Below are 21,909 nucleotides of genomic sequence, written 5' to 3'. Positions count from 1 at the left end.
CGGGTGCGGGCCGCCGGAGCGCCCCCCACACTGGGGGCCGGTCAGCCCTTGAAGCACTCCTTGTCCGTGCCCCGGTGCAGGGACAGGCTCAGGTCGGGGAGCTTGAAGGTGGCGGCCGTGGTGGCCCACGCCTTCTGCTTGACCTTGGTCAGCGTGACGCTGTCGGCGCGCTGGCCGAAGCCGTTCTCGTTGGCCTGGGTGTTGGGCTGGATGCCCTGGCCGCCGGGGGTCTTCGGAAGCGAACCGGCGGCGACGCCGATGTCGATGTTCGTGAACTCGGCGTCGGCCTCGAGGTACGAGACGTCGAGGTACAGGTCCTTCGCGTCGACCCGCTTGTCGGGGTTGGACGCGCCCTGGGTGCCGGCCTCCAGGCGGAGGGTGATGTCGCCGAGACCCGGAACCGGGGTCACGACGGACTGGCACATGTTGGTGATCTTGGCGGTGTCGAAGCCGGAGACCGCGACCGGGGCGCCGAACGGCGTGCCGTCCAGCTTCTTGCCCTTGGCGACGCTGCCGTACTGGACGAACTCGGTGCCCTCGAGCTTGTCGGTGGAGACCTTGAACTCCTGGCCGGAGATCGCGAAGGACGCGGCGAGCGCACCCTGGGCCAGACCGACACCGATCGCGGCCGTCGCGGCCACGCTCGGGACCATGACGACGGCGAACCGCTTCCACCTGGTTCCGCCACGAACCTGGGACTTCATGAGAATTCCTCCTTCTCGGACGTACATCTCGGGAGGGCCGGGGGGCCGTCCTGGGATGGGAGAAGAGCTACGTCCTCGGGAAGGAGAGCGCCGAGGCATCGGGCGGCGCGCTGCGCGTCCGAATCACCGGCGATCACCCCCGAGCGACAACCAGGGCCACGCTTTTCGCGTGGCCTGAGTTGGACAGGCCCCGTTCGGTGAGAGCGGGAACCCCCCTGTCCACGACCGGCGCCGGGGCACCGGTCCGCCCGGTGGGGACCTTCGCCGCGTTTTCCGGGGTTGGTGGGCCGGTGGTGCGGTTCGGACCGAGCGTCGCCGATCGTGGTCCATTACGGGCCCCCGCACAAGGGGGTTCGTTACTCACTAGTAACGGGTGGATAACCAGGCGATGGCGGGGCGGCGCCGAACGGGCACACAGGGTGCGGTCACGTGACCGGCGTTATCGGCAGATAGCCGTATGAATCCGGACAGAATCACGGGTTCGATTTACTGCAAGTAACAGCGGCCGCGATTACCAAGTTTTGGTAAAGCGCGGCCGCCTTCTGTCGCTCTGTCGCCAAATCGTCGGACGATCCGGCGCCCGCCCGGAGGGCGGGAAAGGCCTCAGAACAGCACGCGGGCGAGAGCCTGACGGCCCGCCGTCACACGCGGGTCGTCCGCGCCGATCACCTCGAACAGCTCGAGCAGCCGCAGCCGCGCCGCGTCCCGGTCCTCGCCGGCCGTGCGGCGCACGGTCTCCACCAGACGCCCGAAGGCGTCCTGCACGTGACCGCCCACCAGATCCAGGTCGGCGGCGGCGATCTGCGCGGCCACGTCGGCCGGGTTGTCCGCCGCGTTCTTCCGGACGACACCGGCGTCGAGACCCTGCACCCGCTGGAGCAGGTCGGCCTGCGCGAGACCGAGCTTGGCCTCGGGGTGCGCCGGGTCGTCGGCGAGCACGTTCTTGTACGCCTGGACGGCACCGGCCAGATCACCCGCGTCGAGCGCGGACATCGCCGCTTCGAGCAGCGCGTCGTACGGACCCGCGGGCCGCTCGGCGGGCGCCGAACCCTCCGCGTCCGCGTCCACGACGATGCCGGTCAGACCGAAGCGCTCCTCGCCGATCTGGATCAGCTGGTCGAGGGTCTCCCGGATCTGCGCCTCGGGCACCGCGCCCTGGAAGAGCGGCAGCGCCTGACCGGCGACCACCGCGAAAACGGCCGGAATTCCCTGGATGCCGAACTGCTGCATCAGCATCTGGTTGGCGTCGACGTCGATCTTCGCGAGCAGGAAGCGGCCGTTGTACTCGACGGCCAGCCGCTCCAGGAGAGGGCCGAGCTGCTTGCACGGCTCGCACCACTCGGCCCAGAAGTCGAGGACGACCGGGACCTCGGCGGAGCGCTGGAGCACATCGCGCTCGAAGCCCGCCTCGTCGACGTCGATCACCAGGGCGGAGGGCGCCACAGCGGGCGTCCCGCCCTGCCGGGCGGCCTCGGCGCGCGCCTGCTCCGCCTTCGCCTTGGCCTCTCCGGCCGCCTTCACCGCGGCGAGGTCGACGACGCCGCTCATGGACATGTTTCGGGGCTGCATGGGTACATCCTCCCCCTTCCGCGCGCGTAACCGGTAAGCCATGGCTGAACCGTGCCGTCCGCACGTCTCCCGCCGGTGTGCGAGACGCGTGGACGACACGGTTCTTCGTCTTCGTTCGCATCGGGTCCCCACCCGATGACCCGCCGGATCCCCACCCGGCGCTCTGGTTGTCGCTCAGGCCGCTCAATGCCTTTCGCTACAGGTCGTAGCGTATCTCCGGAGGGGGATCCCGAGGGAGGGCCCGGACACGATCCGCACGGTGAACTGCCTCACATCGCGCACCTCTGGCGCGATACCTACCGACGGGTATGGTCGGTTTCCATGTCGTCCATGTGTCGCCGCACCAAACCTCCCACCAGCCGCACCGGGCGCCCCCGCTCCCCCGAGGCCGACACGGCCATCCTGGAAGCGACCCGCGCGGCCCTGGTCGAGCTGGGCTGGTCGAAACTGACGATGGGGGACGTGGCCGGCCGCGCCGGAGTGGCGAAGACGACCCTGTACCGCCGCTGGGCCAACAAGAACGAACTCGTGGTCGACGCCGTCGCCGTCCTCTTCGATGAACTCGAACTGCCCGACCTTGGTTCCCTCCAGGCCGACATCGAGCACGTCGTACTCCAGTTCGCCGCGCTCCTGGAACGGCCCGAGACCAAGACGGCCCTGATGGCGGTGGTCGCCGAGTCCACCCGCGACGCACCCCTGCGCGAGCGCATCCGCTCCTCGATCGTCGACCGCCAGAAGCGCCTCGTGCTCGCCGGCCGCATGCGGGCCCAGCAGCGCGGCGAGCTCCCCCCTGACCGCGACCCGCTCACCACGGACGCCGCCGACGACCTGATCTTCGACGTGATCGCCGGCGCGGTCGTCCACCGCGCGCTCGTCAGCGCCGAGCCGGTCGACGCGGCCTGGGTGGCCCGCCTCTCCGCCCTGCTCGTGGGCGGCCTGGGCGCGGTGGCCGCCGCCGGCTGACCCGCGCACGCGAGAGGGGCGGTACGGGAGTCCCGTACCGCCCCTCTTCCTCGTCACGAGGTGGGGATCAGAAGCCCGGGGGCTCCGTGTAGACGCCCCACTCGTCGCGCAGCGCGTCGCAGATCTCGCCGAGCGTGGCCTCGGCCCGTACGGCCTCCAGCATCGGGGCGATCATGTTCGAGCCGTCGCGGGCGGCCGCCAGCATGGCGTCGAGGGAGGCGCGGACCTTGGCGTCGTCACGGCGCTCCTTGCGCTCGCCGAGGACGCGGACCTGCTCCCACTCGACCTCGTGGCTGACGCGGAGGATCTCCAGGTCGCCGGTGACCGAGCCGTGGTGGACGTTGACGCCGACGACCCGCTTGTCGCCCTTCTCCAGGGACCGCTGGTACTGGAAGGCGGACTCGGCGATCTCGCCGGTGAACCAGCCGTCCTCGATGCCGCGCAGGATGCCGGAGGTGATCGGGCCGATCGGGTGCTGACCGTCCGGGTGGGCGCGGCGGCCGCGCTCCCTGATCTGGTCGAAGATCTTCTCGGCGTCGGCCTCGATGCGGTCGGTGAGCTGCTCGACGTACCAGGAGCCGCCCAGCGGGTCGGCGACGTTGGCGACGCCGGTCTCCTCCATGAGCACCTGCTGGGTGCGGAGCGCGATCTCGGCGGCCTGCGCGCTGGGGAGCGCGAGGGTCTCGTCGAGGGCGTTGGTGTGGAGGGAGTTGGTGCCGCCGAGGACGGCGGAGAGGGCCTCGACCGCGGTCCGCACGACGTTGTTGTACGGCTGCTGGGCGGTGAGGGAGACGCCGGCGGTCTGGGTGTGGAAGCGGAGCCACTGCGCCTTGTCGGTCTTGGCGCCGTAGACCTCCTTCATCCAGCGGGCCCAGATCCGGCGGGCGGCGCGGAACTTGGCGATCTCCTCGAAGAAGTCGAGGTGGGCGTCGAAGAAGAAGGAGAGGCCGGGGGCGAAGACGTCCACGTCCAGGCCGCGGCTCAGCCCCAGCTCGACGTAGCCGAAGCCGTCGGCGAGGGTGTACGCGAGCTCCTGCGCGGCCGTCGCCCCGGCCTCGCGGATGTGGTAGCCGGAGACGGAGAGCGGCTTGTACGCGGGGATGCCCTGCGCGCAGTGCTCCATCAGGTCGCCGATGAGGCGCAGATGGGGCTCGGGCTCGAAGAGCCACTCCTTCTGCGCGATGTACTCCTTGAAGATGTCGGTCTGGAGCGTGCCGTTGAGGACGGCCGGGTCCACGCCCTGCCGCTCGGCGGCGACCAGGTACATGCAGAAGACCGGGACGGCCGGGCCGGAGATCGTCATCGAGGTGGTGACGTCGCCGAGCGGGATGTCCTTGAAGAGGACCTCCATGTCGGCGGCGGAGTCGATGGCGACACCGCAGTGGCCGACCTCGCCGAGGGCGCGGGGGTCGTCGGAGTCGCGGCCCATGAGGGTGGGCATGTCGAAGGCGACGGAGAGGCCGCCGCCGCCCGCCTCCAGGATCATCTTGTACCGCTCGTTGGTCTGCTCGGCGTTGCCGAAGCCCGCGAACTGGCGGATGGTCCAGGTCCGGCCCCGGTAGCCGGTGGGGTGCAGTCCCCGGGTGAAGGGGTACTCACCGGGCCAGCCGATGCGCTCGAACCCCTCGTAGGTGTCGCCGGGGCGGGGCCCGTACACGGGCTCCACCTCGTCCCCGGAGAGCGTGGTGAAGTCGGCGTCCCGCTTGCGGGCCTTGTCGTAACGGGCCTGCCAGCGACGGCGGCCTTCCTCGATGGCGTCAGCGTCCATGCCTTCGAATTTACTAGGACGTCCTAGTAAATGTCGATGGCAAACCCCCGCACATACGTGCGGGGGGTCTGCGGGGTCAGGCCTTGACGGTCGCGGGAGCCGCCGTCTCCGCGATCAGCGCGCGCGCCTCGCGGGTGACCTTCGGCTCGACGAAGAACGAGGCGAAGGGGATGCAGCCGGCGGCCAGCACCCACAGCAGCTTGCCGAACGGCCACTTCGACTTGGAGCCCAGGTCGAAGGCGAAGAGGACGTAGATGATGAAGAGCACACCGTGGATCTGCGAGATCAGCATGGTGTCACCGGCGTCGAACACGTACTTGGCGACGATCGCGCCCGTGAAGACGAGGAGCCAGATCGCGGTGATGTAGGCCATGACCCGGTAGCGGGTCAGCACAGTCTCTTTCATGCCGTCGAGCGTAACCGCCCGTTCCGGGGCGATCTTCGCGGGGGTCAGCCCTCGTCGAAGTCGTCCGCCGCGACGCGCAGGGGGCGGAGCATGGCGAAGATCTCGGCGCATTCCTCGGCGTCGTAGGCACCGAGGCCGAAGTCCATGTCCATGAGGTCGCGGGTGGCGGACTCGACGACCTCGCGGCCCTTCGCGGTGATGGAGGCGAGGGTGCCGCGGCCGTCGTTGGGGTTGGGGCGCTTGTCGACGAGGCCGGACTTCACCAGCCGGTCGACGGTGTTGGTCACCGAGGTGGGGTGGACCATCAGCCGCTCGCCGATCTTGGACATCGGCAGCTCCCCGGCCTTGGAGAAGGTGAGCAGCACCAGGGCCTCGTACCGCGCGAAGGTCAGTCCGTACGGCTTGACGACGGCGTCGACCTCGGCGAGGAGGATCTGGTGGGCGCGCATGATCGAGGTGATCGCGGCCATCGAGGGGACCGGGCCCCAGCGCTTCTGCCAGAGTTCGTCGGCGCGTGCGATGGGGTCGAAGGGGAGACTGAGCGGCTTCGGCACGCGTCGACCTTACCGACTGGTCATATGCCGGTCAGCCCCGTCTCGTACTTCGGTCGCCCGCAGCTCGGCGACGACGGCGAGGACGCACACCGTGCCGAGGACTCCCGCGCCCGCGACGACCGCGTGCACGGAGGCGAACTCGGCGGCGATCCCGGCGCCCGCCATCCCGACGCCCTGGACGGTCATCATGCCCGCGGTCATCAGGGTCATCGCCCTCCCCCGCTGCTCCTCGGGGACGGCCGTGACGAACCAGGCGTCGAGGCCGAGGGTGTACGCGCCGGTGGCGCCGGCCAGGAAGAGCGCGAGGGCGGCGAGGCCGAGGCCGGGCGCGGGGGCGTACAGGAGGTAGGGCAGCACGCCCACGACGGCGAGCGGCAGCACGATGCGGGAGCGGGTCGCCGCGCTGAGGAAGGAGCCGGCGAACAGCTCGCCCGCGATGGTGCCGACGGGCAGCGCGCACATGAGGAGGCCGAGGGCGGCGGTGGAGGCGCCGATCTCGTCGGCGTAGGGCGCGGCGAGCGCCTCGGGTACGACGGCGAACAGCGGCGGCACCCAGAACATCAGCATCAGGGCGCGCACCCGGCGGTTCCGCAGCACGTCCCAGGTGCCGGCGAGTCCGCCGCGGGTCTTCCCGGACGCCCGGGCGGGGCGGCGGACGGTGCCGAAGCGGAGCAGCAGCGCGGAGAGCACGAAGGTGGTGGCGGTGACGGCGAGCGCGCCGCGCGGCGGTACGGCGGTGAGCAGGACGCCGCCGACGGCGAAGCCGGTCAGGAGGGCGCTCTGCGAGACGATCCGCAGGAGCGAGCGGCCGAGGACGAACAGGTCGCCTTCGCCGAGGATGTCGGCGAGGGTCGCCATCCGGGTGCCGTTGAAGACGGGCGAGACGACGGCGATGGCGCAGCGGAGCACGAGCAGCAGCGCGACCGGGGTGGCGGGGACGACCATGGTGGCGACGCAGGCGGCGCAGACGAGGTCGCAGACGACGAGGATGCGGCGGGGCGGCAGCCGGTCGGTGAGCCCGGCGAGCAGGGTGCCGCCGAGGAGGTAGGGCAGGAATCCGAGCGCGAAGGTCAGCGAGGAGAGCAGCGGCGACTTCGTCAGGTCGTAGACGAGGACGGTCAGCGCCAGTTCGCTGACGACGACGCCGATCAGCGAGAACAGGTGGGCCACGAAGACGATCCGGAACTCGCGGACGGCGAAGACGGCCCGGTATCCGGGGCTCGCGGGGGGCGTGGCGGGGGGCGGTTCGGGTGCGGGCGCGGAGTCCCGCGCCCGGGTGTCGTTCGTGGGCATGGACGGCAGCGTGCCGGGCGCGGCCCGCGCGCCCTAGACTTTCGGCTCCAGGCGAATGTTCGGAGGGTCCGTGCCGTACCACCTGCAATTCGGCGAGGCCGATCCGATGCGGATCCGGTTCGCGATCTCGCCGCTGTGGGAGACGCACTCGGCGGTGCGGGTGCTCGCCCGGCCGGCGAAGCAGGGGTACCACCTGCCGTGGATGCGGCGGATCGCCGGGGCGGCCCGGGGGCTGGACCTGGGGCCGCTGCATCTGCTCATGCCGGCGCGCGGGCACAGCCCGGATTCGCTGTATCCGCCGCCGCTGGGGCCGGCCGCCACCTTCGAGGAGGAGATCGCGGCGGTCCGGGAGACGGATCCGGCGCTGGCCCTGGTGGACTTCCGGCGGGCGCTCGCCGAGACGCCGGGGGCGGCGGAGACGTCGGAGGGGCGGCGGATGCTGGCCGATCCGGCGGGTGCGGTGGGGCGGATCGCGGATCTGCTCCAGGCCGCGTGGGAGTCGCTGATCGAGCCGGACTGGCCGCGGCTGAGGGCGCTTCTGGAGGCGGATGTGGCGTACCACTCGCGGCGGCTCGCGGAGGGCGGTCTTGAGCGGCTGCTCGGGGAACTGCATCCGGCGTTCGACTGGGCGGCGGAGACGGCGACGCTGCGGGTGGCGTATCCGGGCGAGCACGTGCGGCCGCTGGACGGGCAGGGTCTGGTGCTGGTGCCGTCGGTGTTCACGTGGCCGGACGTGGTGAGCGGTTTCGATCCGCCGTGGCAGCCGACGGTGGCGTATCCGGCGCGCGGGATCGGCGGGCTGTGGTCGGAGCCGGGCGACCGGACGCCGGAGGCGCTGGCGCGACTGCTGGGACCGGTGCGGGCGGACGTGCTGTGCGCGCTCGGGGAGCCGATGGGGACGACGGCGCTCGCGCATCTCCTGGGCAGGGCGCCTTCGTCGGTGTCGGCGCACCTCGCGGTGTTGCGGGACGCGGGGCTGCTGTCCTCGCGGCGGTACGGCCATCAGGTGCTGTACGAGCGGACCCCGTTGGGGATCGCGGTGTCGCAGCCGGGCGCGAAGTGACCGTTATGTCACGATGACGCCGTCTGTCCCGTCGCGTACCCGACCCTGGGGGCCGGATGTCCCGCCGCACCGTCACCGCCGCCGCCCTGGCCCTCGTCTCCGCGCTGCTCCTGACCGGCTGCGGTGACGAAGAGCCGCCGAAGGGCCCCGTCGGCCCGCCGTCCACGCGCGGCGAGGCCGCGGCGCCGGCCTCGGGCTCGCCGTTCTGGGTGGACCCGGACAGCGACGCGGCCCGGCAGGTGCGGCAGTACGAGGAACAGGGCAGGGCCGAGGACGCCCGGATCCTGAAGCGGATCGCGGACCGGCCGGTCGCGGACTGGCCGGCCGGCGACGACCCCGTACCGGAGATCACGCGCGCGGTGCGGGGCGCGTCGGCCGAGAAGCGCACGGCCGTCTTCGTCGCGTACAACATCCCGCACCGCGACTGCGGGATGTACTCGGCGGGCGGCTCGCACGACGGGCAGGCGTACCGCGAGTGGGTGGACGCCTTCGCGACGGCCATCGGCGACGCCTCCGCGATCGTGGTCCTGGAGCCGGACGCGGTGCCGCACATCGTGGACGGCTGCACACCGGCGCAGTACCACGACGAGCGCTACGAGCTCCTGGCCGGCGCGATCAAGCGGCTGAAGCAGCAGCCCCGCACCCGGGTCTATCTCGACGCGGGCAATCCGGCCTGGATCGACGACCCGGGCAAGCTGGTGGAGCCGCTGCGCCGGGCGGGGGTCGCGCGGGCCGACGGCTTCTCCCTGAACGTCTCCAACTTCCAGCGCAACGACATCGTGAAGGGCTTCGGCGCCACCCTCTCCGGCCTGCTCGGCGGCACCCACTTCACGGTGGACACCAGCAGGAACGGCGACGGCCCCCTCCCGGGTGACCGGGCGGAGGCCTGGTGCAATCCGCCGGGCCGCTCCCTCGGCGTGCCGCCGACGGACCGGACCGGGGACGATCTGGTCGACGCCTATCTGTGGATCAAGCGCCCCGGCGACTCGGACGGCCAGTGCCGGGGCGGCCCGTCCGCCGGGACCTGGTGGCCGGACTACGCCCTGGGTCTGGCCCGCAGGGCGAAGTCGTAGCGGCCGGGACCTCACTCCACCTGGATCCACTTCGCCTCGGACGGGATGCCGTCCTGGTCGGTGACGAAGAGCATGTACCAGCCGGGCGGTACGAGGGTCCGGTCGCGCGGTACGGAGACGGTGACGGTCATGCCGTCCTGGCCCTTCGTCAGACCGAGCTCGACGGAGCGCTGTTCGACGTCGGTGGTGTGGGTGACGGCGCTGGGCCGCATCAGCCGGGCCTTGGCGATCCGGTCGGCGTCCTTCGTCTTGAAGGTGGCGCGGCCGTTCTGATCGAGTTCCTGCGAGCCCTCCCCGAGGACGGGCCGGTCGTCGCCGGCGCGGTGCAGATAGGGCGGGGTGAAGACCTCGATGCGCTGCTCGAAGGTGCCGAGCTTGGTGTTGTCCTTGTCGTCGAAGAGCGGGTCGGAGCCGAAGGTGGCGACCCGGCCGTCGGGGAGCAGCAGCGCCTCGGAGTGGTAGTTGCGGCCGACGGTGGGCTCGGCCGCCTCGGTGAAGGCGTTGCTCCTGGGGTCGTAGAACTGCGCCTTGAGGATGTCGCTGCCGCTGCGGCCCCGGTAGTCCTCGGATCCGCCGGTGGTGAAGACGGAGTCGTCGGGCATCAGGACGCTGCTGAGGTAGCGGGTGCCCTGCGGGAGCGCAGGGCCGTCGGTGAAGGCGGGGCTGGCCTTCGAGAGGTCGACGATGGAGGTGCGGGCGGTGGACCGGGAGGACTCGCCGACCCCGCCGCCGCCGAGGACCATGACCTTCTGGGCCTGGGCGGGCGGCAGCAGCAGGGAGGCGGAGGTCTCCAGCCGGTCGGGGTCGGTGAGGCCGCCGAGCTTGGTGAAGGAGTTCTTCTCCAGGTCCCAGATGCCGGGTTCGCGACCCTTCTCGGCGGGGCCGTATCCGGCGTTGGAGCCGGTGTAGAGGAGTTTGCCGCCCTTGGTGAGGAAGAGGGACGGATAGGTGGGGAAGTAGCGGAAGGGGCCCTTGGACCACTTCTTGGTCCCGGGGTCGTAGTACTCGTTGTCGCCGGGGACGACGTCGCCGACGTCGTTGAGCCCGGAGACGGCCAGGACCCTGCCGTCGTCGAGGGTGACGAGGGTGGGGTACCAGCGGGCGTCCTTCATGGGGGCGACCGGGATGTACTTCTCGGCCTTGGGGTCGAACTCGTAGGCGCCCTTGATGCCCTGGAAGTCCTGCTTCTCGGTGGTGAGCTTCTGGGCGAGGCCGTAGACGTTGTCGGCGTCGTCGCCCTTGAGGCCGACGACCTCGTACTGCGCGGCCTCGGTGGTGAGGGCCTGCGGGCCCGGCTTGCGGGCTTCGACGAAGACGCGGGCCTCGGCGGCGGTGACCTTGGTCTCCCACGGCTTCATCTGGCCGCTCTTGAAGTAGGAGATCTCGAACTCGCGCTTGGCCTTGGGGACGGTGACGTCGAACTTGGAGACGTACTCGATCCCGGACGGGGAGCGGAAGACGGTGCCCTTCCTGAGGGTGACCGCCTTGTCGGGGCTCTCGTTCTTGACCCGCATGCCGCCGCCGGCCTTCTTCACCTCGCCGTTGAGGATCTCGTACCGCGCGGTGCCGCCGGCGACGAGCAGCCGCCCGTCGGGGAGTTGGGTGTGGCCGGAGCAGAAGAAGTCCTCGGGGGTGGGGATCTTCTTGAAGGTGTTCTTCACCGGGTCCCAGAGGACGGACTCGAAGGTCCCGGCGTCGAAGTTCTTCTGGCTGTTGCCGGAGCCGGCGATCAGCAGCACCTTGCCGGTGTGCAGGAGGGCCGCGTGGATGGCGTTGACGCGGTACGCGGCGGGGACGTCGACCTCGGCCCAGGAGCCGAACTCCCGCTTGTACCCGGGCTGGGCGATCTTGTAGGCGTGGTACTTCTCCTCGGCGAAGGAGACGGCGGCGGGGGCGTTGAGCGCGGCGAGCAGCAGGACGGCCGCGGTGCCGAGCAGGGTCTTCTTGAACTTCTTCGACGGCCGGTAGGCCATGGCTCAGTTCCCTCCGGTCGTCGTGGGCGCGGGAGTGACGGGCGGCGGCACCGCGGCCGTGATGACCTCGACGCCTTCGCGGGCGTCGGCGAGGCCACGGGCGCGGGCGCGGGCCCTGGCGCGCTCCCTGATCCGGGTGGCGCGGCGGGCGCGCACGGCGGTGACGGCCCAGACGGAGATCGGGGCCAGGGCGATGACCAGGGCGAGTACGGCCCAGGTGCGCATGGCGGCGTGGGTGTGGCCGTAGTGGACCGAAGCGACGAGCGAGGCGATGAGGACCACCGCCCAGTAGAGGTGGATCCGGAAGGTGAGGACCCGGTCGGGGCTGGCCGCGCCGCCCTTGGGGGTGACGACGAAGCGGCCGCGGGTGCGGAGGATCGCCGAGCCGAGGGACTTGAGGTAGATGGGCGCGGAGAGCGCGGACATCGCCATGCCGGCGAGGCCGCCGGAGCCCTCGGGTTCGTGCGGGGAGACGTTGTGCCGCCGGTTCCAGAGGTAGAGCCCGATCTGGAGGGCGACGGCGTCGCTGTAGATCATCAGCCACACCTGGGTGGAGACCTGGGTGCCGGAGGCGCCGAGCCAGAGGTAGAGGACGCAGCTGAGGATGCCGAGGAGCCAGTTGACGGCCGTCATCGGGTAGTAGACGAGCATCAGCGTGTAGTTGAGGAGGCGGCCGGGCGGGGTGCGGAAGGGCGCCTTCCAGAACTGCTTGAGGATCGTCTCGTAGGTGCCCCGGGACCAGCGGAGCTGCTGGGTGAAGAAGTCGGTCCAGGAGGCCGGGCCCTCGCCGACGGCGAGCACGTCGGGGGTGTAGACGGAGCGCCAGAAGTGGCCGGTGCGCGGGTTCTTCCTGCGGTGCAGTTCGAAGCCGGTCGCCATGTCCTCGGTGATGGAGTCGTACAGGCCGCCGACCTGCTTGAGGGCGGAGATCCGCACGATGTTGTTGGTGCCGACGAACATGGGCGAGCGGTAGCGGTTGCCGGCCCGCTGGATGAGGGCGTGGAAGAGGAACTGCTGCGACTCGGCGGCCTTGGTGACGAGGTTGTCGTAGTTGCCGTAGACCTGCGGGCCGACGACGAAGGCGATGTCGGGGTCGCGGAAGTAACCGAGCATCCGCTCCAGGAAGTTGGGCAGCGGCACGTGGTCGGTGTCCACGGAGGCGAAGAAGTCGTACTCGTCTCCGTGCTGGGCGAGCCAGGCGTTGTAGTTGCCGTGCTTGGTCCGCGCCTTGTGGACGCCCTTCTTGCGGTTCCACTCGGGGACGCCGGCGCGGGTGAAGTGGCGGACGCCGAGCTCCGCGCAGAGCGCCTTGGCCTCGTCGGAGTCGCCCTCGTCGAGGAGCCAGATGTCGAGCGGTCCTTCGTGCCGCAGCCGGACGGCGCCTTCGAGGGTGCCGCGGACCATGGTGAGCGGTTCCTTGCCCGGGACGTACGTGGTGAGGAAGGCGACGCGGGTGCCCTTCTCGGCGTACACGGGTATCGGGTCGCGGGCGACCATGGTGGCGTGGGCGATCGAGGTGACGTTCACCAGCATGAAGAAGCAGATGAGGCCGATCGACACGAGCATCACGGTGTCGTACGGGACGCGCCAGGTGTCGTCGCCCTCGCGGACGGTCCAGTGGCTCGGCCAGACGAGATAGGCGAGGAGCAGCGCCGACAGCAGCGGCGCGAGGCCCATCAGGAGGACGGCTCGTATTCGGTGCGGCTCCTTCGAGAGCAGACTTCGGTACTGCACCTTGTAGGCCGCCGGGTCCGGCTCCGTGAGCGGGCCGGCGAGTCGGCTGTAGGTGTCGTAGTCGTAGCCTCCCGGCCGCACGGTGCCTCCAGCTGTCGTCGAACGGGTCGATAACCCCACAAAAGGGGACATCGCTCGGCGTGTCGACTGGAGTCGTCCGAGTGAGCGGTTTTACCGACCGCGACCACTCTGTCGACGCAGCGTGTAGGTGACGGCCCTCCTGGCGACCGGATTCAGCTCCTCGACCGCGGTCATCAGGGCGCCCAGCTGCTCCAGGGCGGCGAAGGCCGCCTCCGCTCCGACGGGGTCGACGCCCTCGTACAGGCCGAGGCCGACGAAGGAGGCGCCGACCGCGCGGGCGAGCCCGGCGGGGTCGGTGAACTCGGCGAACGGCGTCCCCGCGAGGACCCGGACGAGCACCTGTTCGATCTCGGTGATCCACAGGTCGAGCCCGGCAGCGGTGGCCGGCACGAGCCGCGGGTGGCTCTGCGCCCCGGCGAGCAGCTGCCCCAGGAACGCGACGTGCCCCGCCTCCCGCTCCTCCTCGTGCATCTCGCGCCCGAAGGCGAGCAGCTCGTTGAGGCTGCCGATGGCGCGGAGCCGCTCACGGTGGCGGGCCACCCGCTGCTCGGCGCCGTGCCGGCAGGCCGCGGCGAGCAGTTCGTCGACGGAGCCGAAGTGGTAGAAGACCAGGGCCTGGTTGACCCCGGCGGTGGTCGCGATGGCGCGCGCCGACGCCTTGCCGATGCCCTGCTCGACGAGTGTGCGCAGGGCGCCTTCGAGGAGCTTCTCCCGGGTCTCCTGGCTGCGGGCCTCCTGCGCCGCCGCCTTGCGGCCCTTCGCGCCCCCCACGGCGACGTCCCCGCTCATGCCCTTGCCTCCTCGCGCACCGGGCGCAGCCCGGCGCGCACCCCACGGGAGCCTACGTCGGCGTACTCGGCGGTGAACGACCCCTGGTAGCCGAAGAGCGGCCCGAAGTACCGGTTCACCACCCGCACGTCGATGCGGAAACGGCCGGTGCGCTCGTCGAAGGACTCGCGCACCTCGGCCCGTCCGCCGACCAGTTCGGGCACCTTCACGTCCAACGGGCCCTCACGGAAGCGGTGTTCACCGGAGGTGATGAGCATCGACCCGTCCGGCTCGGCGGACAGATGCAGATCGCTGGCGAGGTGCTGGTGGGTGCCGAGGTAGTCGAGGACGCAGTCACGCTCGGGACTGTGCACCATCGTCGCGTCGAAGCGCCGGGGCCCGCCGGGCAGGGCGAAGGTGCGCACGAAGGTGACGGTCTCCCGCCCGAACGAGTCGGCGTACGGCACGTTCTCGATCCGGAAGGGCACGTCGCGGCCGGTGCGGGGCAGCAGGATGTTCCGCAGCCCGCCGACCGCGAGGAACGGCTTCACGAACGCCCGGCCGTGCCAGATACGGTCCATGACACCCCGTCCGACGCACAGCTCCCCGCTCGCGAGCCCCACCGAGAACCGTCGCTGAATCTCCGGATGCAGCCGCTCGAACTCGGCGTCCCCCATCGCCGTACGGAAGATCGACGGCGGGGCGGTGGTCACGGTCACAGCTGCTCCAGGGCGGCGAGGAGCCGGGGCTCCCGGGTACGGGTGGGCGGGGTGCGCAGACAGCGCCGGGCCGCGGGGGTCTTCGACGAGGGCGGTACGAGGACGGCGGCGGCCAGCCCGAGCACGGTGAGCGGCGCCGAAGCGAGCCACAGCGGACCCAGCGGGAGGTAGACCGCCGCCCACGGCACCGCCACCAGGAGCACCCGGGCGAGGGCTTCGAGCAGCCACCGGTTCCGGGCGCGGTCCGGCGTGATCCCCCGCTCGCACCACAGCCGCAGCCGGTCGAAGGACCAGGCGGTGGCCCAGCCCATCAGCGGCCGGAACACCAGCCGGTCGGCGACACGGCCGAGACGCCCCCAGCGCGGCCGGTAGTCGTATCCGGTCAGGAAACGGACACCGTCCCCGGTCGGCACGTACCTCCAGTACCCACTGCCCTCCGCGAGCAGCGACAGCGGGTGCGGCGAGGCGAACCTCAGCGCCGACACCCGGTCGCCGCCGGCCCGGTGGCGCTCCCCCGCGGAGACACCGGTCCCGGCGACGACCAGGAAGGGCAGCACGCGCGTCGCGTACCGGAACCGCTGCGGCTCGCCCGCGACCCGCGGCAGGTAGTCGATCTCCGTGAACCGCAGATCCCACTGCTGCTGCCAGTCGGGGTCCTGCGTCCGTTCCCAGAGGGTCTCCAGGTCCGTGCGCACTCGCGTCTCGATATAGAGACCCATCACCGTTCCCCCAGCTCATCCGGCATCTTGAGCGACCGCTCAAAACTGCCCACGAGCGAAGGTAGCCGATTTTGAGCACTCGCTCAACCCTCATTTTGAGCAGTCGCTCAACACCACGCCACGACGAAGCCCCCGGCCCTTGGATCAGGACCGGGGGCTTCGTCGCGACTCCGGGACGTCAGGCGCCGAGGTGCCGCTCCACCGTCTCCACCTTCGCCGTCAGACCGTCCGTCACACCCGGACGGATGTCCGCCTTCATCACCACCGAGACACGCGGCGCCCGCGCCTCGACGGCGGCGACGGCCCGCTTCACGACGTCCATGACCTCGTCCCACTCGCCCTCGATGGAGGTGAACATCGCGTCCGTGCGGTTGGGAAGTCCGGACTCGCGGACGACCCGTACGGCGTCGGCGACGTACTCGCCGACTTCCTCCCCCACGCCCAGCGGGGTCACCGAGAACGCGACGATCACGCCTTCACCGCGCCCTGCTCGGCGCGGGCGCGGGAGGCGATGACCGCGTTCTCGGCCTCGCGCTTGAGCTTGCGCTCGGCGTAGAAGCCGCCGAAGGGCAGCACCGAGAGGACGAAGTAGAGGGCGGCGGTGCCGAAGCTCCACTTGGTGCGGTTCCAGGCGTCCAGCCAGAAGAGGACGTACAGGATGAAGAGGACGCCGTGGATCGCGCCCATGACCGGCACCGCGTTGAAGTCCGTCGTCCGCTTGAGCACCGAGCACACCAGCAGGAGCAGGAACGAGACGGCCTCCGGCGCGGAGACGAGCCGGAGCCGGTGGAGGGAGGAAGCGGTCTTGAGGTCCACGGAGGGGGTCACCTTCGTTCGATCTTGTGAACGGATGCACAAGGGCCCGTCCATTGTGCACGGCGACTTTGCTGTCTCTTTAGCCGGGGGCCCAGTACCTTCCTCGGGTGGCAACGTTCCGACTCCAAGGCAGCAAAGTGCTCGCCGTGAGCATGACCGGCGACTCCGTCAAGGCGAAGAACGGCTCGATGGTCGCCTACGACGGGCAGATGGCGTTCAAGAAGATGAGCGGCGGCGGTGAGGGCCTGCGCGGCATGGTGACCCGCCGGCTCACGGGTGAGCAGATGGAGGTGATGGAGGTACGCGGCCAGGGGACCTGCTGGTTCGCGGACCGGGCTTCCGAGATCAACCTCGTGTCCCTGCACGGGGACAAGCTGTGGGTCGAGGCGAGCAATCTGCTGTGCACCGACGCGGGGCTGCGCACCGGCACCACCTTCACGGGTCTGCGGGGCGGGGCCACCGGCAACGGCCTCTTCACGACGACCGTCGAGGGCACGGGGCAGGCGGCGATCATGTCCGACGGCCCGGCGGTGGTGCTGCGGGTGACCCCGCAGTACCCGCTCCAGGTCGACCCGGGGGCGTACATCGCGCACCAGGGCAACCTCCAGCAGCACTTCCAGTCGGGTGTGACCTTCCGCACCCTCATGGGCGAGGGCGGTGGCGAGGCCTTCCAGATCCGCTTCGAGGGCGACGGGCTCGTGTACGTCCAGCCGAGCGAGCGCAACACGATCGGAGGGGACGTCTGATGCCGTTCCGCGAGATCAACTCGAAGATGGTCGAGGCGACCGTCATTCCCGGGCAGCGGATGTTCAGCCAGCGGGGCGCGATGCTCGCGTACCGCGGGGACGTCACTTTCACGCCGAACATCGCGGGCGGCCAGGGCGGCCTGATGTCGATGATCGGCCGCCGGGTGGCGGGCGAGGCGACGCCGCTGATGACCGTCGAGGGCAACGGCACCGTGATGTTCGGGCACGGCGGCCACCACATCCAGGTGATCGCGCTCACCGGCGACACCCTGTGCGTGGAGGCCGACCGGCTCCTCGCCTTCGACGGCACGCTGGAGCAGGGCACGATGTTCATGGGCTCGCAGGGCGGGGTCATGGGCATGGTCCGCGGCCAGGTGACCGGCCAGGGCCTCTTCACCACGACCCTCAAGGGCCACGGTTCGGTGGCCGTGATGGCCCACGGCGGGGTCATCGAGCTGCCGATCTCCCCCGGCCGCCCGGTCCACGTCGACCCGCAGGCGTACGTGGCCCACCACGGCGACGTGCGGAACAAGCTCTCCACCGCGCTCGGCTGGCGCGACATGGTGGGCCGCGGCTCCGGCGAGGCCTTCCAGCTGGAGCTGAGCGGCAGCGGCGCGGTGTACGTCCAGGCCTCGGAGGAGAAGCTGTGAGCACCCCTGTCATCCACGACCCGCACTCCCTGCCGTCGGACGACAACGTCAACCCGTACACCTTCTGCGTGGAGCTCAAGGGCTCCCAGTGGTTCCTGCAGAAGGGGAAGATGATCGCCTACTACGGGCGGATCGAGTTCAACGGGATCGGCCACGGCCGGCTCGACCGGCTGGTGCGGACCTCCTTCCACTCGCCGCTGCACGCGAGCGACTGGGTGGTGGCCGAGGGCAGCGGCAAGATGCTGCTGGCGGACCGGGCCTTCGACGTGAACTCGTTCGACCTGGACGAGGGCAACCTGACGATCCGTTCGGGCAACCTGCTCGCGTACCAGCCCACGCTCGCGCTGAAGCAGTCGATCGTGCCGGGCTTCGTGACGCTGATCGGCACGGGCAAGTTCGTGGCCGCGTCGAACGGCCCGGTGGTCTTCATGGAGCCGCCGATGCGGGTCGACCCACAGGCGCTGGTCGGCTGGGCCGACTGCCCCTCCCCCTGTCATCATTACGACCACGGCTACATGACCGGCGTGATGGGCGGTGTACGGGCCCTGACGGGGCTCGGCGGCACCTCCGGCGAGGAGCACCAGTTCGAGTTCGTCGGCGCGGGCACGGTGCTGCTCCAGTCGACGGAGCTCCTGATGGCGGAGCGGGCGATCGGCGGGCCTCCCGCGCAGGCGGGCGTGCCCGGCGGGCAGCCGCACGGTTCCGGCCAGGCGATGCCCGGCGCGGTACCGCGCCTTCCCGGCCAGCTCGGAGACCTCCAGCGTCGCTTCGGTCTGTGAGCGGTAGTCTGCGGAGTGTGACGTGATCGAACGCGCGCTCCCAGACTTCGTCAAGAATTCAACTTCTTAGGTAGAATCCATATATGGAGACCGAGACGGCCACCCCGTGGCTCACCGACGGCGAGCAGTGCGCCTGGCGCACCTTCCTGGACGTGCAGCGGATGCTGACGTACCAGATGGAGAGGGACCTCCAGCCGTTCGGGCTGACGATGAACGACTACGAGATCCTGGTGAACCTCTCGGAGTCGGCGGAGCGGCGGCTGCGCATGAGCGACCTCGCCTCGGCCACCCTCCAGTCGAAGAGCCGGCTCTCCCACCAGATCACCCGCATGGAGAACGCCGGTCTCGTCCGCCGCGAGAACTGCGAGTCCGACCGCCGCGGGCTCTACGCCGTGCTCACCGACGCCGGCATGGAGACCATGCGCAAGGTCGCCCCGCACCACGTCGAGTCGGTGCGCAGGCACTTCATCGACCAGCTCAGCGGCGAGGCCCTCGGCGACCTCCACGAGTCCCTGAAGCCGATCGCCGAGCAGCTGCGCGGCCGCCGCGGCAAGCCGTGACCTGACAGACACGGAAGGGCCCCTCCGGTGATCCGGAGGGGCCCTTTCGCGTCATCGGAGTCGTACCGGATCAGTGCCCGGTCAGGCTCGCGATCAGCTCGTCGGAGGCCGCGTACGGGTCGAGGTCGCCCGCCACGATCCGCTCGGCGAGCGCGTCGAGCCGCCGGTCCCCGTGCAGGTCGCCGATCCGCTCGCGCAGGGCCGTGACCGCGATGGCCTCGACCTCGCCCGCCGCGCGGGCCCGGCGGCGCTCCGCCAGGACCCCGTGCTCCTCCATCCAGGCCCGGTGCTTCTCCAGGGCCTCCACGACCTCGTCGATGCCCTCGCCGCGCGCCGCGACCGTCTTGACGATCGGCGGCCGCCAGTCGCCCGCGCCCCGCGCCTCGCCCAGGCCCAGCATGTGGTTGAGCTCCCGGGCGGTGGCGTCGGCCCCGTCCCGGTCGGCCTTGTTCACCACGTACAGGTCGCCGATCTCCAGGATGCCCGCCTTCGCGGCCTGGATCCCGTCGCCCATGCCCGGCGCGAGGAGGACGACGGAGGTGTCGGCCTGGGAGGCGATCTCGACCTCCGACTGGCCCACGCCCACCGTCTCCACCAGGATCACGTCGAAGCCGGAGGCGTCCAGGACCCGGATGGCCTGCGGAGCCGACCAGGCGAGCCCGCCGAGATGGCCGCGGGTCGCCATGGAGCGGATGTAGACGCCCGGGTCGGAGGCGTGCTCCGACATCCGGACCCGGTCACCGAGGAGCGCTCCCCCGCTGAACGGGGAGGACGGGTCGACGGCCAGGACCGCGACCCGCTTGCCCGCCCGCCGGTAGGCGGAGACCAGCGCGGACGTCGAGGTGGACTTGCCGACGCCGGGCGAGCCCGTCAGGCCCACCACGTAGGCGCCGCCGGTCAGCGGGGCGAGCGCCGCCATCACCTCGCGCAGCTGCGGGGACGCCCCCTCCACCAGCGAGATCAGCCGGGCCACGGCCCGCGGCCTGCCCTCCCGTGCCTGGGCGACGAGTTCGGGGACGTCCACCATCTGCGCTGCTCCTCGGTTGGGTGACTTACTTGCCGGCGACGCGGACGATCAGCGCGTCGCCCTGACCGCCGCCGCCGCAGAGGGCCGCCGCGCCGATGCCGCCGCCGCGCCGCTTGAGCTCCAGGGCCAGGTGCAGCACGACACGGGCGCCGGACATGCCGATCGGGTGGCCGAGCGCGATGGCGCCGCCGTTGACGTTCACCTTCTCGGGGGTAACGCCGAGGTCCTTCATTGACTGGACGGCGACCGCGGCGAAGGCCTCGTTGATCTCGATGAGGTCGAGGTCCTCGACGCCCAGGCCTTCCTTCTTGAGGGCGTGCAGGATCGCGTTGGACGGCTGCGACTGGAGCGAGTTGTCCGGGCCCGCGACATTGCCGTGGGCGCCGATCTCGGCGATCCACTCCAGGCCCAGCTCCTCGGCCTTGGCCTTGCTCATCACGACCACGGCGGCGGCGCCGTCGGAGATCTGCGAGGAGGTGCCGGCGGTGATCGTGCCGTCCTTGGCGAAGGCCGGGCGGAGCTTGCCGAGGGACTCGGCGGTGGTCTCGGCGCGGATGCCCTCGTCCTTGGAGAAGATCACCGGCTCGCCCTTGCGCTGCGGGATCTCGACCGGGGTGATCTCGGCCTCGAAGAGGCCGTTCTTCTGGGCGGCGGCGGCGCGCTGGTGCGACAGCGCGGCGATCTCGTCCTGCTCGGGGCGCTGGATGCCGAGGCGGGTGTTGTGCTTCTCGGTGGACTCGCCCATGGCGATGGACTCGAAGGCGTCGGTGAGGCCGTCGTACGCCATGTGGTCGAGCATCTCGATCGCGCCGTACTTGAAGCCCTCGCGGGACTTCGGCAGCAGGTGCGGGGCGTTGGTCATCGACTCCTGGCCGCCGGCCACGACGATGTCGAACTCGCCGGCGCGGATCAGCTGGTCGGCGAGGGCGATGGCGTCCAGACCCGACAGACACACCTTGTTGATGGTGAGCGCGGGGACGTTCATCGGGATGCCGGCCTTGACGGCCGCCTGGCGGGCGGGGATCTGGCCGGCGCCCGCCTGGAGCACCTGGCCCATGATCACGTACTGCACCTGGTCGCCGCCGATGCCGGCCCGGTCGAGGGCGGCCTTGATGGCGAAGCCGCCGAGGTCCGCGCCCGAGAAGGACTTGAGCGAGCCGAGCAGGCGCCCCATGGGCGTGCGGGCGCCCGCGACGATCACTGAGGTGGTACCGGTCGTTCCAGACATGAGGCACGGCCCCTTGGGATGAGGAGTGAACGAGGGTTTACCGCCAATGTACTGAGAGGCGCGGCGCCCGGTCACCGGCCCGATGGTGTGATCGCGCGCACGTTGCGTAACCACCCTCCCGGCGGTGCACTGGAGGAATGCTGACGCGAATCGACCACATCGGGATCGCCTGTTTCGACCTGGACAAGACTGTCGAGTTCTACCGTGCCACGTACGGTTTCGAGGTCTTCCACTCCGAGGTCAACGAGGAGCAGGGCGTGCGCGAGGCCATGCTCCGGATCAACGGCACCGACGACGGCGGGGCCTCCTACCTCCAGCTCCTGGAACCGACCCGGGAGGACTCCGCGGTGGGCAAGTGGCTCGCCAAGAACGGCGAGGGCGTGCACCACATCGCCTTCGGAACCGAGGACGTGGACAGTGCCGCCGGCGACATCCGTTCCAAGGGCGTCCGGGTCCTCTACGACGAGCCGCGGAAGGGCTCGATGGACTCCAGGATCACCTTCCTCCACCCCAAGGACTGCCACGGCGTGCTCACGGAACTGGTCACCTCGGCCAAGCCGTCCGCTGACCACTCCTCAGCGGAGCACTGACCTCCGGATTCCTGGCCCGGTAGAGTGGGCGACTCCGGGCCGGGGCCGGTCGGGGCCGCTCCGCGTGGCTCCGGAGTCGGGTTGTCGGGGTCGTCCGATCTGCCACGATTCCCCGGGGGTCCGTCC

General features: G+C 70.7%; 23 protein-coding genes. 8 read left to right on the top strand and 15 right to left on the bottom strand.

The genetic code is table 11. The annotated features are described in order from the left end of the window. Nucleotides 1-41: 41 nt before the first annotated feature. A complete protein-coding gene (locus tag ACZ7G1_RS11350; protein ID WP_470872256.1) occupies nucleotides 42-704 on the bottom strand; it encodes a DUF6230 family protein in 663 nt (220 codons plus the stop codon). Nucleotides 705-1,307: 603 nt separating this feature from the next. Continuing rightward, nucleotides 1,308-2,273: a tetratricopeptide repeat protein gene (locus ACZ7G1_RS11345; protein WP_470872257.1), complete on the bottom strand. Its 966-nt coding sequence runs from the start codon at nucleotides 2,271-2,273 to the stop codon at nucleotides 1,308-1,310. Between the two features lie 330 nt (nucleotides 2,274-2,603). Between ACZ7G1_RS11345 and ACZ7G1_RS11340 the strand changes: the two genes are divergently transcribed. Next, nucleotides 2,604-3,236: a TetR/AcrR family transcriptional regulator gene (locus ACZ7G1_RS11340; RefSeq protein WP_470872769.1), complete on the top strand. Its 633-nt coding sequence runs from the start codon at nucleotides 2,604-2,606 to the stop codon at nucleotides 3,234-3,236. A gap of 67 nt (nucleotides 3,237-3,303) precedes the next feature. On the opposite strand, the gene ACZ7G1_RS11335 is transcribed toward ACZ7G1_RS11340, so the two are convergent. The 4 genes from ACZ7G1_RS11335 to ACZ7G1_RS11320 all read right to left on the bottom strand — a co-directional run bounded on the left by ACZ7G1_RS11335 (nucleotide 3,304) and on the right by ACZ7G1_RS11320 (nucleotide 7,257). Then, nucleotides 3,304-5,004: an acyl-CoA mutase large subunit family protein gene (locus ACZ7G1_RS11335; RefSeq protein WP_470872258.1), complete on the bottom strand. Its 1,701-nt coding sequence runs from the start codon at nucleotides 5,002-5,004 to the stop codon at nucleotides 3,304-3,306. A 76-nt stretch (nucleotides 5,005-5,080) separates the two neighbouring features. Then, a complete protein-coding gene (locus ACZ7G1_RS11330; RefSeq protein ID WP_470872260.1) occupies nucleotides 5,081-5,410 on the bottom strand; it encodes a DUF3817 domain-containing protein in 330 nt (109 codons plus the stop codon). A 44-nt stretch (nucleotides 5,411-5,454) separates the two neighbouring features. Further along, nucleotides 5,455-5,964: a MarR family winged helix-turn-helix transcriptional regulator gene (locus ACZ7G1_RS11325; protein WP_470872261.1), complete on the bottom strand. Its 510-nt coding sequence runs from the start codon at nucleotides 5,962-5,964 to the stop codon at nucleotides 5,455-5,457. 9 nt (nucleotides 5,965-5,973) lie between these two features. Continuing rightward, nucleotides 5,974-7,257, bottom strand: coding sequence for an MFS transporter (locus tag ACZ7G1_RS11320; RefSeq protein WP_470872263.1), 1,284 nt, complete (start codon nucleotides 7,255-7,257; stop codon nucleotides 5,974-5,976). A 70-nt stretch (nucleotides 7,258-7,327) separates the two neighbouring features. Between ACZ7G1_RS11320 and ACZ7G1_RS11315 the strand changes: the two genes are divergently transcribed. Next, nucleotides 7,328-8,320, top strand: a complete 993-nt coding sequence (locus ACZ7G1_RS11315) for an ArsR/SmtB family transcription factor (RefSeq protein WP_470872264.1) — start codon at nucleotides 7,328-7,330, stop codon at nucleotides 8,318-8,320. A 56-nt stretch (nucleotides 8,321-8,376) separates the two neighbouring features. Further along, the gene (locus ACZ7G1_RS11310; RefSeq protein ID WP_470872266.1) at nucleotides 8,377-9,393 is read left to right on the top strand and encodes a glycoside hydrolase family 6 protein; all 1,017 of its coding nucleotides are present in this window, start codon (nucleotides 8,377-8,379) and stop codon (nucleotides 9,391-9,393) included. A gap of 11 nt (nucleotides 9,394-9,404) precedes the next feature. Here ACZ7G1_RS11310 and glxA read toward each other — a convergent pair whose 3' ends face one another. From glxA to ACZ7G1_RS11275, 7 genes are all read right to left on the bottom strand, one after another. After that, nucleotides 9,405-11,366 (bottom strand): radical copper oxidase GlxA, encoded by a 1,962-nt coding sequence (gene glxA, locus ACZ7G1_RS11305; RefSeq protein ID WP_470872267.1) that lies wholly within the window; start codon nucleotides 11,364-11,366, stop codon nucleotides 9,405-9,407. Nucleotides 11,367-11,369: 3 nt separating this feature from the next. Next, on the bottom strand, nucleotides 11,370-13,181 hold the full coding sequence (locus ACZ7G1_RS11300) for a glycosyltransferase family 2 protein (protein ID WP_470872269.1): 1,812 nt from the start codon (nucleotides 13,179-13,181) through the stop codon (nucleotides 11,370-11,372). A gap of 90 nt (nucleotides 13,182-13,271) precedes the next feature. Next, nucleotides 13,272-13,970: a TetR/AcrR family transcriptional regulator gene (locus ACZ7G1_RS11295; RefSeq protein ID WP_470872271.1), complete on the bottom strand. Its 699-nt coding sequence runs from the start codon at nucleotides 13,968-13,970 to the stop codon at nucleotides 13,272-13,274. Then, entirely contained in the window at nucleotides 13,967-14,626 is a 660-nt protein-coding gene (locus tag ACZ7G1_RS11290; RefSeq protein ID WP_470872771.1) for a DUF4166 domain-containing protein, read from the bottom strand. The genes ACZ7G1_RS11295 and ACZ7G1_RS11290 overlap by 4 nt, the downstream gene beginning before the upstream one ends. A gap of 38 nt (nucleotides 14,627-14,664) precedes the next feature. Beyond that, entirely contained in the window at nucleotides 14,665-15,387 is a 723-nt protein-coding gene (locus ACZ7G1_RS11285) for a hypothetical protein (RefSeq protein WP_470872273.1), read from the bottom strand. 178 nt (nucleotides 15,388-15,565) lie between these two features. Next, nucleotides 15,566-15,859, bottom strand: a complete 294-nt coding sequence (locus ACZ7G1_RS11280; protein WP_116158775.1) for an MTH1187 family thiamine-binding protein — start codon at nucleotides 15,857-15,859, stop codon at nucleotides 15,566-15,568. Continuing rightward, nucleotides 15,856-16,203 carry a DUF3817 domain-containing protein gene (locus ACZ7G1_RS11275; protein ID WP_470872275.1) on the bottom strand — a complete coding sequence of 116 codons (348 nt, stop codon included), beginning with the start codon at nucleotides 16,201-16,203 and terminating at the stop codon, nucleotides 15,856-15,858. Before ACZ7G1_RS11275 ends, ACZ7G1_RS11280 begins: the two co-directional genes overlap by 4 nt. A gap of 107 nt (nucleotides 16,204-16,310) precedes the next feature. Between ACZ7G1_RS11275 and ACZ7G1_RS11270 the strand changes: the two genes are divergently transcribed. The 4 genes from ACZ7G1_RS11270 to ACZ7G1_RS11255 all read left to right on the top strand — a co-directional run bounded on the left by ACZ7G1_RS11270 (nucleotide 16,311) and on the right by ACZ7G1_RS11255 (nucleotide 18,938). Continuing rightward, nucleotides 16,311-16,949, top strand: a complete 639-nt coding sequence (locus ACZ7G1_RS11270; protein ID WP_362561796.1) for an AIM24 family protein — start codon at nucleotides 16,311-16,313, stop codon at nucleotides 16,947-16,949. After that, complete coding sequence (locus ACZ7G1_RS11265) at nucleotides 16,949-17,599, top strand: AIM24 family protein (protein WP_470872277.1); 651 nt, start codon at nucleotides 16,949-16,951, stop codon at nucleotides 17,597-17,599. The genes ACZ7G1_RS11270 and ACZ7G1_RS11265 overlap by 1 nt, the downstream gene beginning before the upstream one ends. Beyond that, nucleotides 17,596-18,378: an AIM24 family protein gene (locus ACZ7G1_RS11260; protein ID WP_470872279.1), complete on the top strand. Its 783-nt coding sequence runs from the start codon at nucleotides 17,596-17,598 to the stop codon at nucleotides 18,376-18,378. The genes ACZ7G1_RS11265 and ACZ7G1_RS11260 overlap by 4 nt, the downstream gene beginning before the upstream one ends. An 83-nt stretch (nucleotides 18,379-18,461) precedes the next feature. Further along, nucleotides 18,462-18,938, top strand: coding sequence for a MarR family winged helix-turn-helix transcriptional regulator (locus ACZ7G1_RS11255; RefSeq protein ID WP_470872281.1), 477 nt, complete (start codon nucleotides 18,462-18,464; stop codon nucleotides 18,936-18,938). 70 nt (nucleotides 18,939-19,008) lie between these two features. Here ACZ7G1_RS11255 and meaB read toward each other — a convergent pair whose 3' ends face one another. Then, nucleotides 19,009-19,965 carry a methylmalonyl Co-A mutase-associated GTPase MeaB gene (gene meaB, locus ACZ7G1_RS11250; protein WP_470872283.1) on the bottom strand — a complete coding sequence of 319 codons (957 nt, stop codon included), beginning with the start codon at nucleotides 19,963-19,965 and terminating at the stop codon, nucleotides 19,009-19,011. A 25-nt stretch (nucleotides 19,966-19,990) separates the two neighbouring features. Continuing rightward, complete coding sequence (locus tag ACZ7G1_RS11245) at nucleotides 19,991-21,193, bottom strand: acetyl-CoA C-acetyltransferase (protein WP_470872285.1); 1,203 nt, start codon at nucleotides 21,191-21,193, stop codon at nucleotides 19,991-19,993. Nucleotides 21,194-21,330: 137 nt separating this feature from the next. Here ACZ7G1_RS11245 and mce point away from each other — a divergent pair, with 137 nt between their 5' ends. Continuing rightward, a complete protein-coding gene (mce, locus tag ACZ7G1_RS11240) occupies nucleotides 21,331-21,783 on the top strand; it encodes a methylmalonyl-CoA epimerase (protein WP_470872287.1) in 453 nt (150 codons plus the stop codon). The last annotated feature ends 126 nt before the right edge of the window (nucleotides 21,784-21,909 follow it).

This window comes from Streptomyces sp. NPDC037273 (assembly GCF_055603625.1).
The sequence above is the reverse complement of the archived record's forward strand: the minus strand, read 5'-3'. Positions and strand labels throughout refer to the sequence as shown.